The following is a 14,683-nucleotide window of genomic DNA, read 5'->3' as shown; positions in this document are numbered from 1 at the left end:
ATAGAAAAGAGGAGGCGTCATCATGGAAGTTGAAATCTGGTCCGATATAGGATGTCCATTCTGCTATATCGGCAAATATAATTTTGAAGTGGCATTAGATCAATTTGATGCGAAGGATCAAGTGAAGGTAAGTCATAGAAGCTTCCGTCTGGATCCGACAGCATCAGTAGAGCCTGTAGAAACAATGGTAGAGCTGCTGGCTAAGAAATATGGGCAGAGTATCGAAGAAGCAGAGCAGATGAACATGCAGATCAGTGAGGCAGCCCGCCCCGCGGGTCTGGAACTTAATTTAAATACAGTGGTTCCTTCAAATACGATGGACGCCCATCGTCTCGTAAAGCATTCTGAAAGCGCAGGAAAAGAGGATGTGGCTCTGGAACGCCTCTATAGAGCTTATTTTACAGAAAATAGAAATGTAGCAGACAGGGAGACACTCCTGGAGATCTCAGGAGACATCGGACTGGAAATTTCCGATGTAGAGAAAATGCTCTCTGCTGACGATTATAAGGAAGCAGTCATAACTGATCAGAACGAAGCCAACCAGCTCGGTGCTCAAGGAGTGCCGTACTTTGTGATCAATCGCAAATATAGCATTTCAGGTGCACAACCACCGGAAAAGTTTCTCGAAGTATTGAAGCGGATCCAGCAGGAAGAAAAGGCATCGGTTGATCTGAGTGACGGTCAGGATGCCACTTGCACGGATGAATACTGCGAGTAGAATGAAGAATTGATGGAGAGGTACTTAGCGATACCCTCTATAAAAAACTAGGATGCATTGGAACCGGATGTACATTTCGCTACAAGGTTCCTCTGCATAAAAGGAGAAAGAATGATGAGTGGAGAAAATACGCAGGATCTGAGCCTGCTCGGCAACCAGAATGTAAAATATGATTTTGACTATAACCCCGATGTATTGGAGACGTTCGACAACAAATACCCGGGACGCGACTATTTTGTAAAATTCAACTGTCCGGAATTTACAACACTTTGTCCAATTACAAGTCAGCCTGACTTTGCGACACTGTATATCAGCTATATTCCGGATGTCAAAATGGTGGAGAGCAAAGCGCTGAAACTCTACCTTTTCAGCTACAGGAATCATGGTGGATTCCATGAGAGCAGTGTCAACATGATCATGGATGATCTGATCAATCTGATGGATCCGAAATATATTGAAGTATGGGGCAAGTTCACTCCGCGCGGCGGCATTTCCATCGACCCATACTGCAACTATGGCAGACCCGATACTAAATATGCCGAAATGGCGGACTACCGCATGATGAATCATGATATGTATCCGGAAAAAGTGGATAACCGCTGAAGCGGGAATAGTAAAAGGAGCCTGAAAAGGCTCCTTTTTATTGTGATACTGTACGATTCGTTTTATTGAAAGTGATGATTCTGAACAGGTGGTATATTGCGCCATACAGCACAAGCAGTGGCGTGATGATCAGCAGCAGGAAGAAGAGCAGGCCTCCAGATTCACGCAGGCCGAAACTTGCAAAGAAGTCCTGCGTTGCGATATCGGATAATGGTGGATAGAATGCATATACATAAATCAGTCCGATGACGACGAGCGTAAAAATATAGAATACCAGATTTGTAATATGGTATGGTATTGTGTTTTTATCGAATTTCAGCATGTTTAAATCCCCTCTATATTAATATCGACTCCCATTATACACTATATTATAATAATATGGATATAAAAAATGGAAAATAATGAATTGTGTAAAAATTGAGGAGGTACTTATGAGTATCAGAAAAGCGGTATATGAAGATCTGGACACTGTTATGCAGATAAAGGAAAAAGTTGTGCCCCTGATGATTGCTGCAGGCAACAGCCAATGGAGCGATGATTATCCGAATCGTGAGCGATTCAGCAGAGATATTGAGGCCGGCTCCTTGTATGTCTACGAAGAAGCGGGCACAACAGTCGGTTTTGTAGTAGTGGATGACGACCATCCTTACCCTTACGACGATATACCATGGTCGCTCACACGCGAGAACAGCAAGGCGATGCACCGGATGGCAGTCGATCCATCAAAGCAGGGTCATGGCATTGCCCGCAGGATGATGGCGGCGATGGAGGCGCATATCAGGTCGGAGGGCTATGGGGGCATACACACGGATACTTCTCTTGAAAATGAAAAGATGCAGAAGCAGTTCGAGAGAAACGGCTACCAGTTCAAAGGGAAATTGAACCTGGATGATAATGAGGACGACTGGTATGTCGCCTATGAGAAGACCTTTGACTGAACGTTCCAAAACTTGTGTATATGGAGTAGTTTTTTACTGACTACTTATAGTAGCATGGAGGAGTATGATTTGCAGATAAGGAGGAATTTTAAGTGAAATTAATACTCAGGCTGATTGCAGGAATTGCTGTCGGCATCGGCATCGGTGGGCTCTACTATGGTCTTGATGCTTCAGAGGGAATGTCGACCATCCTCGCATTTCTGGTGAGACTGCTACTGACTTTCGAATCGATTCTAGGTAGTTTCATATTTTTCATGATTCCATTGATCATTCTTTTCTTCATCGCCAATGGTATTTCAAAAATCGGAGTAGGATCAGGGAAAGTGGTCGGCATGACACTCGGTACAGCCTACATATCGACGCTTGGAGCCGGTATCCTCGCATACCTGGTGGCAATGATGGTCATGCCCCGTATTACTGATGGCGGCAGTGTACCGGAGGAGGGGACTGGACTTGAGCCCTTCTTCGAGTTTGAAATCGCTCCGCTCATGGATATTCTGACAGCACTCGTTCTGGCATTCGCATTCGGCATCGTCATTACGCTTACGAAGTCGGCGCTTATGGAAAAATGGTTCGAGGAAGGCAAGAATATAGTGGAATTCATCATAGAAAAGGTCGTCATCCCGATTCTGCCATTCTATATTGCAGGTGTGTTCGCCGGAATGGCCGCACAAGGCACCGTATTCGATACACTCGCCGTATTCGGCGTGGTCCTGCTCGTAGCCATACTGCTTCACTGGGTATGGATCACCATCCAGTACACGATAGCAGGCGCACTGCTGGGCAGAAACCCATTCAAAATGGTCAGAACGATGCTGCCGGCCTACTTTACAGCACTGGGTACGATGAGCAGCGCAGCAACAATACCGGTGACACTGAGACAGACCAAGGAAAATGGCATCCGCAGCAGGGTGGCCGACTTCGTCATCCCACTATGCGCAAACATCCACCTCTCGGGCAGTACAATTACAATTGTCAGCTGCTCCGTTGCAGTCATGACAGTACTCCCGGATTATGAACTGCCCGGCTTCTTTACGATGCTCGGCACAATCATGCTGCTTGGTATCGTCATGATCGCAGCCCCTGGTGTACCGGGTGGGGCAATCATGGCCGCAAGTGGTGTGTTGATGAGCAACCTCGGCTTTACAGAGGCAGCAGTGGCATTCATGATTGCACTGTACATGGCACAGGACAGCTTTGGTACTGCCGCCAACGTTACAGGGGATGGTGCGGTCAGTGGCATCATCCAGGCATATGAGCGGAAACTGAACAGCTAGGAATTGAACACTCCTATGGATTGTTCTTGGACATTTCCTTGATGAATATTACAGAAGGGACGACGATACCGAGGAATCCTTCAAACAAGGATAGAAATCGCACCACGCCGACAGGCGTAAAATCGCCATAACCAATGGATAATAGGGTGACACCGCTATAGTAGAGTATCTCCCAAAAGGTATAGTCAGTTACAGATTCTCCAGTGTTACCATTTATGTAAATGGATGTCTGAAACGAAATAATGTAGTAGATGACGGCGAATATGACGAACAATGCGAACATTACAGTGAAGATGTACAAGTAGAGTGGCCAGTTGAGGGAAAGACTGTGTCTGTCACCCAGCTCGCCTTTCTTCTTGGCGAAAGCGCCAAGCTGGAATGCGATGAAGACCACAAGAATGCCTAGAAAAACGTGAGCCATGAAATTCCTCCATGATTGAAAATTTGTTTATAATGGTATGTAGTACAAATTCGAAAAATAAAGGATATCGATTATGAACAAATTTCTATACCTGATTATTGTAATCTGCTTTTTGGATCTGTTCGTCCAGCTGCCGATCATTACACCATTTGCACTTTCCCTAGGTGCAGATGAATATACAGCCGGAATAATCGTAGCTATCTATTCCCTGTTCAATATGGTCGGAAACGTCTTTGGAGGCTTTCTATCGGACAAGTTCGGCAGGAGGAATATGCTGCTTTTTGGAATGGGGCTGCAGATCATCATACTATTGACCTATACTGTGGTCCCTTCCGTCGGTCTGCTGATACTCATCCGCATCGTCCATGGCTTCTCAAGTGGGCTGCTGACACCGGCAGCGTTCAGCCTCGTTGCCGATATATCGAAAAAGTCGGCCATCGGCCGCTCCATGGCGCTGACGGGTGTATCAATCGGAGTCGCTGCGGTCCTCGGTCCTGCACTCGGCGGTATCATCTCAAGCCAGGCAAGCTATCAGACCGTCTATTTCATCATGGCGGTCATCTTCGTCTTTGGCACCACTTTGATTCTTGCTGCGGTAAAGGAGAGCACAACTGAGCATAGCAGGGAAATCCACTACAGAACAAACTTTGGTCAGATCATTACGCGTCCTTCACTGATTGTAGCGTATATATCTGCGTTCACTCTTATGGTTTCCAACGGCTCCCTGGCTTTCGGCCTGCCGTTGAAAGTTTCAGGGATCGGCCTGTCCGAGCAGTCGACAGGGGCCATGCTGAGTGTCTTCGGCATTGTTGCCATACTGATTTTTGCCACCCCCATCAATCGTATATATTCAAAGTACAGTCCAGTGGCGCTCGTCTCGTCCGGCATTTTCATAGTGGGTCTGGCAATGGTGCTTCTGCATGTGGTGCCGACAGTCGGCCTCATCTATACTGTGATGGTGATCTATGGCGTCGGATTCAGCTTCATCTTTCCATCCATGAATAAGATCATCGGACAGAACACGGAAATGCACGAAAGAGGAAAGGCAAATGGCGTCTTCTACTCTTTCTTCTCACTTGGCTCTGTGGCAGGCTCCTATCTTTCCGGAATATTTGCCACCTACTTCGAGACACCATTTCTGTTCATCGGACTGATTCTGATCATTCTGCTCGCTGCTGTCCAGATCGCCCACAAAAAAAGTGGATTTACGCATTCCCTTTAGGGGAAACATGAAATGAAGGATGTGATACAGTGAAAAATGTTCTATTAATGGGAGTGAACGGAAGAATCGGCCAGAACCTCTATAGGGAGCTGAAAGATGTTTATAATCTCTTCGCATTCTCAAGTTCCAACCAGGATGATACCAATCTGGACATCACTTTTCTTAAAAAGGATCTTTTCATACTGCCGGAAGTTGAGAAAGCACTGGATGGCATAGATATCGTAATATTTTTCGAAGATCCCATCATGCGGCTCAACAGGCAGACCCAGGGACGGTTTGACGACCTCTATGTACTTCTGGCTGACAACATCGCCCGTGCTTCCTACGCCAATGAAGTGGAACAGATCATTTTTGTAGGGGATGAAGTCAGCAGTGACTATACTGCCGAAGTGCTTGGTGCATATGGCACAGAGGTCAAAGTTACAGAGACGCCCATCAAGAGGTACGGCAAAAACCTGTCCTATAAAGCATCCGACTATAATAATGTCAGAAGTGTGCAGAGAGCACCATTTCCGGAAGGCTGGCACATCAAGGATGTAGGCAGATACTACTTTGAATGGCTGAACAGCATCCTTTCTGATATGATCAATGTCGAGTATGAAGGGCAGTTGATCAAAATTCATTTTGCAAAAAGAAACCATCCGGCACTGGTTGTCGAATATGATGCAGAAAGCAGCTATGATGGTGTGGAAATATACAGAATCAAAGGTGGGGGTCTGTCCAGGAAGGAAATGAACAAGACACCACGGTTTGAATTCAGAGAACTTCCCGGCTGCAAGGAATTCATCATGGCATTGCACGATTTCGAGCCGAAGTCATCCTGGAGCACCTATCTGCTTACACAGGCACCACTGTATGCTCTGGTCAACCGCATCTATCAGGTGGAAATGATCATAAATAGCCAGGCCCCAAGATCAAATAACCAATCAAGCACTGATTGAACATGAAAAAGGGAGCGAAATCTTTAAGATTTCGCTCCCTTTTTCATATATGTCGACTAGTGGATGAAGTTATGGCTTGAAACTTGGGAAGCACTGATGGTTCTGAAAGCTTTGACGCCTTGTCCGCTGCCGAAGTTCATTTCGGATACGAGGATGGAACCATTTGAATTGATTCTTTCAACAACTGCAACGTGACCCATGCCCCAGGCATAGTTTGTCCATGCATTTGCCTGCATGATTGCGCCGACGGATGGAGAGTTGTTCACTTTGTATCCATCACTTTTCGCGCCTGTATCCCAGCTGTAGGCATTGCCCCAGCCATTGCCCACAGGTTTGCCAAGCTGCTGGCGACGTTCGAATACATACCATGTGCACTCGCCCCATGTATAGTAGTTCTTACCGTATGAGACGTTTGTTGGTGCTGGCGCAGATACATTCTGTGTCACTGTCTCTTTTGATTCGGAAGCACTTGAATTACTGCTTGAAGCATTTGAACTGCTGCTGGAAGTGCTTGCAGTACCGGAAACCTTCAGCTTTTGTCCCGGGTGAATGACTGTGGAAGACAGATTGTTCAGGTTCATGATATTTCTATATGTAGTGCCATGTGCTCTTGCAATTTTGCTCAATGTGTCGCCCGCTTTGACGCTGTATGAGCCTGTTGAAGTGTTTGATGAGCTGTTTGAAGCACTGCTTGAATCGTTTGAAGTCTCACTAGTTTCCTTCTTGGATTCGGATTTTTCAGAAGCATTGCTGGAGCTGCTGGAAGCATTTCCGCCGAGTGACAGCTTCTGACCTGGATGTATGATATGTGAAGATATGTTGTTGATGCTCATCAGTGTTCTGTAGTTCATTCCGTTTGCTCTTGCAATCTTGCTCAGTGTATCTCCGGATTTAACAGTATACGTTCCACCTGCAGAACTTGAAGCACTGCTTGAACTGCTGGATGACTTTGAAGAGCTGGACGATTTTGAACTGCTTGAATCTGAACTGCTGGAGCTGCTGCCGCTTGTTTTCAGATTCTGGTTTATGTAGATAAGGTCTGAAGAAAGGTTGTTCCAAGATTTCAGCTGGGAAACGGATACGCTGTTCTGATTTGCAATCTTCCAAAGTGTATCTCCACTCTGGACTTTGTATGAAGAAGCTTCCGCCTGATCCGCAAGACCGTATGTAGTGAGTGCTGCTGTCGCTGTCAAAGCAGTAATAATCTTTTTCATGAATGTAGTGACCTCCTGGATTATGGGTGTGATGTATGTATTTTATATTATTGTAGGTTGATTACACAGTTGTATTTGATTACAGAATATATCTTAGCAAATAATCGAATGGGATAGTGCGATGTAATATAACTGTAATAGAAATAAAACAATTCAATAATATTCAGAATAGTCTTGTAATAATATGAGAGCCCATGTGGTTGATTGGCTTCGACAGGGGTATAGAAGATGTATTCTTATTTTTGAATCAGGAGGTCATTTGAATGGCAGCTCGGCATGACTACAGAAAAGTCTGGCTCTACTTTCTATACTATTGGGTGATATTCGGCATCGGTACATATTTCGGACAGTACCTGCCTGAAGCGTGGCGTCCGACTGCATCGGCTGTACTATTCGGCCTGATGATGATCTCCCTGTTCGTCCGGGGGTTCAATCGGACCGGTCTGATCATCAGCCATCTGTATGCCATACTGATCGGTCTCGTTTCTTTTGGTCTGTTCGAGTCGTTCATTGCAGATTTCGGTTCGGATACCTTCTACCGCATCGTGCTGCTCGGCATCCTGGTGTTCATATTTTTCGGGTGCATCGGCTATTTCCTGCTCAAGGATATTACGCATTGGGGCAAGTACCTCTTCATTGCGCTGCTCATCGTAATCTTTGCCTCACTGCTCAACTTCTTCATCAATCTGCCCTACCTGACACTCGCACTGACGATCATCGGTCTGGTACTTTACATTCTTTACACGATGTATGACTTCAATCGTATGAAGAACAAGCGGTTTGGTCCAAGGGAGATGGGGTTCAATCTGTTCATCAACCTGCTGATCATCATCAAGCGGCTGCTGCAGCTGTACCGTTATGTTAACAATAGGCGCTAAATGATATAAAATGATATATTATAGATAAACCAATGTAATGAAGGAAGATGAAGAATGGGACGTAAATGGAACAATATCAAAGAGAAAAAAGCACAGAAGGATAAGGATACGAGCCGGGTCAATGCAAAGTTCGGCCGTGAAATATATGTAGCCGCCAAAAAGGGCGAACCGAATCCTGAAAGCAACCAGGCACTGAAAGCAGTGCTTGACCGCGCCAAAACATACTCTGTACCTAAGCACATCATCGACAAGGCCATCGACAAGGCGCGGGGCAACGATGAAGAGACGTTTGATGAACTGCGCTATGAAGGCTTCGGACCTGAAGGTTCGATGCTCATCGTGGATGCACTGACAAACAACGTAAACCGCACAGCTTCCGATGTCCGTGCCGCTTTCGGCAAGAATGGTGGGAACATGGGTGTCAGCGGTGCAGTGAGCTACATGTTCGATGCGAAATCCGTTTTTGTATTCACCGGCTTTGATCCCGAGGACACGATGATGGATCTGATGGAAAAAGACGTGGATATCGAAGATGTTGCCGAAGAGAACGGCTACACGGTCGTCTATGGTGCACCGCAGGCATTTCATGAAATCAAACAGGCACTCGATGAGATGGGTGTTGAAGAGTATGAAGTTGCAGAACAGACGATGGTGGCACAGAACGAAGTATCACTCGAGGCGGAAGCAGAAGAGCAGTTCGAGAAACTGATCGATGCTCTTGAAGATCTCGAAGACGTGTCGAACGTCTACCATAACGTCAATCTCGGTGCATAGATAGAGGAGGAGAATGGAATATGGACTTCGGTTATCAGGGGAAAGTGGCAGTAATTACAGGCAGCAGCAAAGGCATCGGCCGTAAAACAGCGGAACAGATGGTAAAGCTCGGAGCGAAGGTCATGCTTGTAGCCAGAGGAGAAGAAAAGCTCATCGAAGCGAAAGAGGCACTCTCCGAATACGGTGAAGTGGATTATGTTGTGGCAGATGTAAAGCAGGATGCATCGGCAGCACATATCATTGAACAGACGATTGACAGATATGGACGTCTCGACATCCTGGTCAACAACGCAGGGGGCTCGTTTGCAAAATCATTTGAAGAGATATCCATCTCCGACTGGGAGCAGGACCTCGACCTGAAGCTGCTGGGTGCTGTCAGAATGTCCAATGCGGCCCTGCCGCACCTGAAAAAGCAGGGGGGCGCCATAGTGAATCTGACAGCGGTGCTTGGCAAGACGCCCCCTGCCTCGTCGCTGCCGACCACGGTTTCACGTGCTGCAGGCATGGCGATGACAAAGGCGATGAGCAAGGATCTCGGAAAATACAATATCCGGGTGAATACAGTCTGCATCGGTCTTATACGCAGTGATCAGATAGAGAAGAAATGGAAGAAGGAAGCACCTGAGTTGGGCTGGGATGAATATGCGAGACTCGACAAACACAACATTCCTCTCGGCAGAATCGGCGACACGGCGGAAGCTGCCAATGTCATCACTTTCCTCTGTTCCGACCTCGCCTCATATGTCAGTGGAGACGCAATCAATATAGACGGCGGCGCCGGACATGCATTATAAAATATAACGCCTTCGGGCGTTTTTTTATTGCCATAGTGCCGTATTAACTGTATTATTGTAATTAATACAGAACAGAGGAGGTGGCCGGATGATCAATTTGGACCTGAAAAGTCGCATACCGATTTATGAACAGCTTATAGATAGAATCAAACAGCTTATTATACAAGGGGTCATAAAGCCGGATGAGAAGCTTCCCTCGGTCAGAAATCTTGCACAGGAACTGACGATCAACCCGAACACAATTCAGAAAGCCTACCGCGAACTGGAAAGAGAAGGATATATCTATTCCCTGCCGGGCAAAGGCAGTTTCGTAAGCGAAGTGAAAGCGCAGGAAAATGATCTGAAGATCCAGGAGCTGACGCAGGATTTTAAAAGAATTGTCAGCGAGCTGCTTTATCTGGGCACATCGAAAGAACGCCTGATCGCGCTGATACAGAAGACAGTAGAAGAAGGGAGAAAGAAAGATGAAACTCGAGACTAGACAGCTTGATAAATCCTTTGGCAGGAAGAAGGCAGTGGATGCAGTGACATTGACAGTCGACCCAGGAACAATCCATGGACTCCTCGGATCAAACGGCGCAGGAAAGACGACATTCATGAAAACCCTCGGGGGCATCTATAAACCGGACGCCGGTGCAGTATTGTTTGATGATGCATCCATATTTGAGAATCCGACCGTCAAAAATGATGTCCTTTTCATTAATGACATTCCCTACTTTTTCAACGGAGCAACTCTCGGTTCGATGGCCACCTTCTACAAGTCGATGTATCCCAAATGGTCGACGAAACGTTTCAAGCAGCTGTCTGAACACTTTGGGCTGGAAGCAAAACAGCCGCTTTCACAGCTTTCCAAAGGAATGAAGCGGCAGGCATCCTTCATACTGGCCTTCTCCGCGCGACCCCAGGTGATGCTGCTCGACGAACCTTTCGATGGACTCGACCCGATCATCAGGCGCCAGGTCAAGAACATCATGATGCAGGATATCGCCAATCACGGCATGACTGTCATTGCATCGAGCCATAACTTGCGCGAGATGGAAGACCTGTGTGATTCGGTATCCATCATGCACGAAGGCAGACAGCTCTTCCACCGCGATCTCAACGAAGTCAAAGGCAGCCACTGCAAACTGCAGATCGCTTTTGAAAATCTGCCAGGGGACCAGTTCTTCAAAGAGATGGGCGTCGTCCAGCATGAAGTGAAGGGCAGGGTCATCACATGCATCATCAAAGGCGACATCAGCCATATTGAAGAGAAAGTGACGAAGTACGACCCGCTCATGTATGACATACTGCCGCTGACGTTGGAAGAAATATTCGCATATGAAATGGGGGACAAAGGCTATGAAATCAGCAACATCATTGTTGAATAGAACACTACTATCCCACTTCATGGGTGGCATATTCTGGCTGACAGTCCTGTTTCTCATCGGCAACATACTGATCCAGCCACTCTACCTGTGGATTGCCTCGGTCAACTACGAGACGATAAGCAACATCGAATTCATGTCAGACAATCCTCTTGATACGACTTTCCCATTCCAGCTTGCAGGAGGCATGGTCTATATCGTCTTCATGGTGATGTTCCTGTTCAGCTACAAGAACAAGGAAGCATCAATCGATTTCATGCACAGCATGCCAGTGAAAAGAAGGAAGCTTTTGACCCATGCACTGATTGCAGGTGTGATCAACATCATCGTTCCGCTTGTGGTTACGGCAGTGGTTCTTTTCTTCCAAAGGTATTTCCTGGTATTCGATATCACCGTAATGAATATTGTGGAATGGTTCTTCTATACTTCGTTTGCATTACTTGTTGTCTTTGCCATTTCGGTATTCGTCGGTTTCCTCGTCAACAGCATGTTTGTCCATATGCAGATGGTCGTCATTGTGTTTTTCCTGCCGCTGGTGTTCTGGGGTCTGACGGTCACTGTCGCCGAAATGTTCTATGAGGGCATTACAACAGTACCTTCAGCAGGTGAGGGCGGACTGATGGGAATTGTCGTCAACAACACTTTCCCGATTTTCGCCATCCAGCAAGTGTATGAAGGCATCGTATTATGGAAGATGGTACTCTGGTCTGTAATTGCACTTGTATTCATCATTCTGACCTACCTCTACTACAATAGAAGCAGAAGTGAAAACGTCCACTATACATTCAATAATGGGTGGGTCAGGGATATACTACTTTCCCTGATTACAATTTCCGGAATGCTGCTTGTCGGACTGATCATTTCGTTCGCCCTTCCGAACTTGACGGTCGTGTACGTATTGGCATTCATCATTGGTGCGATCTTCTCATACATCACCCAGGAAATGTTCTTCCAGGGCACAGCAAAAATAAAATTCAGCAGAAAATCTGTGCTGGTGACCACAATATCCCTAGTCGTATTCTGGGTGGCATTCATCATCGGCTGGCAGCAGTACAGCTCGTATGTGCCCAACGAGAGCAATGTTGAGAGTGTCAGCATCAACGGCCAATGGAACAGCAGCACATGGATGACGGGCCGGGGCGAAAGCATAATGAAAGAAGAGTACTTGTTCATCGATGATCCGTCCATCATCAGCGAGGGCATCACGCTTCATCAGGAAGCAGTTGATACAGAGAACATCCCTGAAAATGGAGAAGCACAATCTTTTGAAATCATCTATCGCATGAAAGATGGCTCCTATGTAAATAGAAGCTACGACAATATTCCTCTGGAGAGCGAGCAGTATGGTACCATCATGGAGAGGCTGAACAGCGGTGAATTCTCGAAAACATATGATGTGATCTACAATATAGAGGATGCGGACCAAATCAGCAGCCTCGAACTATATGGTACTGAAGGTAACACGACTATTGAGAATCGTGACGACATTGCTGAATTCATAAATGATTATCAGCAAGCAGCACATCAGATTGATGCGCAGGTGCCGGTACTGGTTAATAGCTGGAACAACTCAGTTATCAGTGCATCAATAAACTCGGACAACTCCTACCACAATGGGATTGTTTCCATATACAATTCTGCTCTGATCGACAAGGTGATGGAAGACCAGGAGCTGGCGGACTTCCTTGGCATGGAAAGCAGCCAGAAGATGTATACTATATCGCTGTCTGGAGATCAGAAGGAAGAATTCTTCAGAGATTACGAAACAACTCCTTTTGATGCGCTTGCCGACATGTATGATCTACAGCCATTGGATGAAGAAAAAGATGAAGTGATGGCGAGCATAGACGATGGTGAACTGGATCCGGACGGTGATAGAATCCTTCTGTATTCCCCTGAATATATGCAGGCGCAGGATATGGGTACGGCAGGGGAGCAGGCAACAGCTGCAGATGAGTATTTTATACTTGGTATCGAGTAGGATGGCAGAAGGATAGTTTCAATTTCTTCACATTCTTTCCCCTAATTTTGTATAATTGGGGGAAGGAGATGAACGTTATGAAAACCAAATATCTCGATAAACGAGGGTGGAGACGTCTCCTCCAATCGGACTACAAAGAGAAGATCATAGATTACAATGGCGAAAGAATACTGGTGGGACTGATAGATATTCATAAAGTGCGCTCCCCGCTGACAGTGCCGATACTCGGTGAGAGGGTGCGGGTGTGCGATAACCACTATAAATGGCTGCAGGTGATGCCTGAAGAAAGAAACTACAGCATCACCGTAATGTATGATGACAAAGGTGAAGTGCTGCAGTACTACTTCGATATCAATGTCGAGCATACCCTTGAGCTCGGGAACGCCCGCCGCAAGGATATCTACCTGGATGTACTGGTCCTCCCGGATGGACGGTATGAGCTGGTGGATGAGAGGGACCTGAAGCGGGCAATCAAGAGAGGGCATATCACGAAAGAGCAGTACGACTATGCCTATTCTGTGGCAGCTGAAGTGATCGAGGAGATCGACATGGATTTCGGCCGTTTTGAAGCGCTTGTCCAATACTGCAGAAAATCACTTGCATAATAGAAAATACGAACGACCAGATGATGGTCGTTCGTATTTTTGGTTTCTGCAAATTCTAGGTTGTGATGAAGTCTCCGCCATTGACATGGATGACCTGGCCGGTCATATAGCTTGAGTCATTACTTGCCAGCATGACGTAGCTTGGCGCAAGTTCACTCGGCTGTCCGCGACGACCCATCGGTGTGCTGCCACCGTGCTTTTCCACTTTCTCAGCGCTGAATGTTGCCGGAATGAGCGGTGTGTAGATTGGACCCGGAGCGACGCCATTGACCCGGATGCCTTTTTCCGCCAAGTTGCCTGAAAGGGAGCGGGTGAATGATGTGATGGCACCGTTTGTCGCTGAATACTCGATAAGTTCCGGTGAACCTCTGTATGCAGTGACGCTTGTCGTATTGATGATGGCATCCCCCTTATTCAGATGCGGTACTGCCGCCTGTGCCATGAAGATGAAGCCATAGATGTTCGTTTCGAATGTTTCCCGGATCTGCGCTTCCGTAATATCAAGGAAATCATCCGTCGGATACTGGACACCGGCGTGATTGACGAGTACATTCAATTTGCCGAAGTTATCGATGGTGAACTTGACGAGCTTCTCACATTCTTCCTTCTTCTTCACATCGAATGCATATGTTTCACAATGCACACCGTATGACTCCGCAATCTCTTTCGTTTTTTCAGCATCATCGTGTTCATCGAGATAGCCGATGACAATATTGGCGCCTTCCTTTGCGTAGGCGATCGCAACGGCACGCCCGATTCCGGAATCGCCGCCTGTAATGATGGCTACCTTATCTTTTAATTTTTCGCTGCCTTTGTAGTTTTCATCTTCAAATACCGGTTTTGGGTCCATATCTTTTTCTATGCCTGGCTGGCGATCTTGTGTATATCCTTCAACTGCTTCATCTACACGTTCGTATTTGTTCTTTTCGGTCATGATCATCGTGCCTCCT

General features: G+C 46.6%; 17 protein-coding genes. 13 read left to right on the top strand and 4 right to left on the bottom strand.

The features are described from left to right. The first annotated feature begins 22 nt into the window (after positions 1-22). Both J4760_RS09545 and queF read left to right on the top strand, forming a co-directional pair. The gene (locus J4760_RS09545; protein ID WP_237605533.1) at positions 23-718 is read left to right on the top strand and encodes a DsbA family oxidoreductase; all 696 of its coding nucleotides are present in this window, start codon (positions 23-25) and stop codon (positions 716-718) included. Between the two features lie 114 nt (positions 719-832). Further along, positions 833-1,321, top strand: coding sequence for a preQ(1) synthase (gene queF / locus J4760_RS09540; RefSeq protein ID WP_145290441.1), 489 nt, complete (start codon positions 833-835; stop codon positions 1,319-1,321). Positions 1,322-1,358: 37 nt separating this feature from the next. On the opposite strand, the gene J4760_RS09535 is transcribed toward queF, so the two are convergent. After that, positions 1,359-1,643: a hypothetical protein gene (locus J4760_RS09535; protein ID WP_237605532.1), complete on the bottom strand. Its 285-nt coding sequence runs from the start codon at positions 1,641-1,643 to the stop codon at positions 1,359-1,361. Positions 1,644-1,752: 109 nt separating this feature from the next. Here J4760_RS09535 and J4760_RS09530 point away from each other — a divergent pair, with 109 nt between their 5' ends. Then, entirely contained in the window at positions 1,753-2,259 is a 507-nt protein-coding gene (locus J4760_RS09530; RefSeq protein WP_145290447.1) for a GNAT family N-acetyltransferase, read from the top strand. Positions 2,260-2,351: 92 nt separating this feature from the next. After that, positions 2,352-3,536 carry a dicarboxylate/amino acid:cation symporter gene (locus J4760_RS09525; protein WP_237605531.1) on the top strand — a complete coding sequence of 395 codons (1,185 nt, stop codon included), beginning with the start codon at positions 2,352-2,354 and terminating at the stop codon, positions 3,534-3,536. Positions 3,537-3,549: 13 nt separating this feature from the next. Here J4760_RS09525 and J4760_RS09520 read toward each other — a convergent pair whose 3' ends face one another. Then, entirely contained in the window at positions 3,550-3,957 is a 408-nt protein-coding gene (locus tag J4760_RS09520; protein ID WP_145290452.1) for an ion channel, read from the bottom strand. Positions 3,958-4,030: 73 nt separating this feature from the next. Between J4760_RS09520 and J4760_RS09515 the strand changes: the two genes are divergently transcribed. Both J4760_RS09515 and J4760_RS09510 read left to right on the top strand, forming a co-directional pair. Further along, complete coding sequence (locus tag J4760_RS09515) at positions 4,031-5,179, top strand: MFS transporter (RefSeq protein ID WP_145290455.1); 1,149 nt, start codon at positions 4,031-4,033, stop codon at positions 5,177-5,179. A gap of 29 nt (positions 5,180-5,208) precedes the next feature. Continuing rightward, complete coding sequence (locus J4760_RS09510) at positions 5,209-6,120, top strand: Rossmann-fold NAD(P)-binding domain-containing protein (RefSeq protein ID WP_237605530.1); 912 nt, start codon at positions 5,209-5,211, stop codon at positions 6,118-6,120. A 56-nt stretch (positions 6,121-6,176) separates the two neighbouring features. Here the strand turns inward: J4760_RS09510 and J4760_RS09505 are convergent, their stop codons facing one another. Then, positions 6,177-7,334 carry a LysM peptidoglycan-binding domain-containing protein gene (locus J4760_RS09505; protein ID WP_237605529.1) on the bottom strand — a complete coding sequence of 386 codons (1,158 nt, stop codon included), beginning with the start codon at positions 7,332-7,334 and terminating at the stop codon, positions 6,177-6,179. A gap of 263 nt (positions 7,335-7,597) precedes the next feature. Here J4760_RS09505 and J4760_RS09500 point away from each other — a divergent pair, with 263 nt between their 5' ends. The 7 genes from J4760_RS09500 (at position 7,598) to J4760_RS09470 (ending at position 13,733) form a co-directional block, all read left to right on the top strand. Then, positions 7,598-8,212 carry a Bax inhibitor-1/YccA family protein gene (locus J4760_RS09500; RefSeq protein WP_145290464.1) on the top strand — a complete coding sequence of 205 codons (615 nt, stop codon included), beginning with the start codon at positions 7,598-7,600 and terminating at the stop codon, positions 8,210-8,212. Between the two features lie 54 nt (positions 8,213-8,266). After that, positions 8,267-8,986 carry a YebC/PmpR family DNA-binding transcriptional regulator gene (locus J4760_RS09495; RefSeq protein WP_145290466.1) on the top strand — a complete coding sequence of 240 codons (720 nt, stop codon included), beginning with the start codon at positions 8,267-8,269 and terminating at the stop codon, positions 8,984-8,986. A gap of 20 nt (positions 8,987-9,006) precedes the next feature. After that, positions 9,007-9,780: an SDR family NAD(P)-dependent oxidoreductase gene (locus J4760_RS09490; RefSeq protein WP_237605528.1), complete on the top strand. Its 774-nt coding sequence runs from the start codon at positions 9,007-9,009 to the stop codon at positions 9,778-9,780. Between the two features lie 88 nt (positions 9,781-9,868). Further along, on the top strand, positions 9,869-10,261 hold the full coding sequence (locus tag J4760_RS09485) for a GntR family transcriptional regulator (RefSeq protein WP_145290472.1): 393 nt from the start codon (positions 9,869-9,871) through the stop codon (positions 10,259-10,261). Continuing rightward, positions 10,245-11,150 (top strand): ABC transporter ATP-binding protein, encoded by a 906-nt coding sequence (locus J4760_RS09480; RefSeq protein WP_145290476.1) that lies wholly within the window; start codon positions 10,245-10,247, stop codon positions 11,148-11,150. The genes J4760_RS09485 and J4760_RS09480 overlap by 17 nt, the downstream gene beginning before the upstream one ends. Next, positions 11,122-13,128, top strand: coding sequence for an ABC transporter permease (locus tag J4760_RS09475; protein WP_237605527.1), 2,007 nt, complete (start codon positions 11,122-11,124; stop codon positions 13,126-13,128). Before J4760_RS09480 ends, J4760_RS09475 begins: the two co-directional genes overlap by 29 nt. A 77-nt stretch (positions 13,129-13,205) precedes the next feature. Continuing rightward, on the top strand, positions 13,206-13,733 hold the full coding sequence (locus tag J4760_RS09470) for a ribonuclease FAU-1 family protein (RefSeq protein WP_237605526.1): 528 nt from the start codon (positions 13,206-13,208) through the stop codon (positions 13,731-13,733). A gap of 55 nt (positions 13,734-13,788) precedes the next feature. On the opposite strand, the gene J4760_RS09465 is transcribed toward J4760_RS09470, so the two are convergent. Next, entirely contained in the window at positions 13,789-14,667 is an 879-nt protein-coding gene (locus J4760_RS09465) for an SDR family oxidoreductase (protein ID WP_237605525.1), read from the bottom strand. Positions 14,668-14,683 lie beyond the last annotated feature (16 nt).

The organism is Salinicoccus sp. ID82-1 (assembly GCF_021991715.1).
Taxonomy (GTDB): domain Bacteria; phylum Bacillota; class Bacilli; order Staphylococcales; family Salinicoccaceae; genus Salinicoccus; species Salinicoccus cyprini.
This window is presented reverse-complemented; position numbering and strand designations above follow the sequence as displayed.

Excerpts from the sequence above, each read along its gene's own strand:
- J4760_RS09545 (WP_237605533.1), top strand. The coding sequence starts at position 23 with ATGGAAGTTGAAATCTGGTCCGATATAGGATGTCCATTCTGCTATATC.
- queF (WP_145290441.1), top strand. The coding sequence starts at position 833 with ATGAGTGGAGAAAATACGCAGGATCTGAGCCTGCTCGGCAACCAGAAT.
- J4760_RS09535 (WP_237605532.1), bottom strand. The coding sequence starts at position 1,643 with ATGCTGAAATTCGATAAAAACACAATACCATACCATATTACAAATCTG.
- J4760_RS09530 (WP_145290447.1), top strand. The coding sequence starts at position 1,753 with ATGAGTATCAGAAAAGCGGTATATGAAGATCTGGACACTGTTATGCAG.
- J4760_RS09520 (WP_145290452.1), bottom strand. The coding sequence starts at position 3,957 with ATGGCTCACGTTTTTCTAGGCATTCTTGTGGTCTTCATCGCATTCCAG.
- J4760_RS09515 (WP_145290455.1), top strand. The coding sequence starts at position 4,031 with ATGAACAAATTTCTATACCTGATTATTGTAATCTGCTTTTTGGATCTG.
- J4760_RS09505 (WP_237605529.1), bottom strand. The coding sequence starts at position 7,334 with ATGAAAAAGATTATTACTGCTTTGACAGCGACAGCAGCACTCACTACA.
- J4760_RS09500 (WP_145290464.1), top strand. The coding sequence starts at position 7,598 with ATGGCAGCTCGGCATGACTACAGAAAAGTCTGGCTCTACTTTCTATAC.
- J4760_RS09495 (WP_145290466.1), top strand. The coding sequence starts at position 8,267 with ATGGGACGTAAATGGAACAATATCAAAGAGAAAAAAGCACAGAAGGAT.
- J4760_RS09490 (WP_237605528.1), top strand. The coding sequence starts at position 9,007 with ATGGACTTCGGTTATCAGGGGAAAGTGGCAGTAATTACAGGCAGCAGC.
- J4760_RS09485 (WP_145290472.1), top strand. The coding sequence starts at position 9,869 with ATGATCAATTTGGACCTGAAAAGTCGCATACCGATTTATGAACAGCTT.
- J4760_RS09480 (WP_145290476.1), top strand. The coding sequence starts at position 10,245 with ATGAAACTCGAGACTAGACAGCTTGATAAATCCTTTGGCAGGAAGAAG.
- J4760_RS09475 (WP_237605527.1), top strand. The coding sequence starts at position 11,122 with ATGAAATCAGCAACATCATTGTTGAATAGAACACTACTATCCCACTTC.
- J4760_RS09470 (WP_237605526.1), top strand. The coding sequence starts at position 13,206 with ATGAAAACCAAATATCTCGATAAACGAGGGTGGAGACGTCTCCTCCAA.
- J4760_RS09465 (WP_237605525.1), bottom strand. The coding sequence starts at position 14,667 with ATGACCGAAAAGAACAAATACGAACGTGTAGATGAAGCAGTTGAAGGA.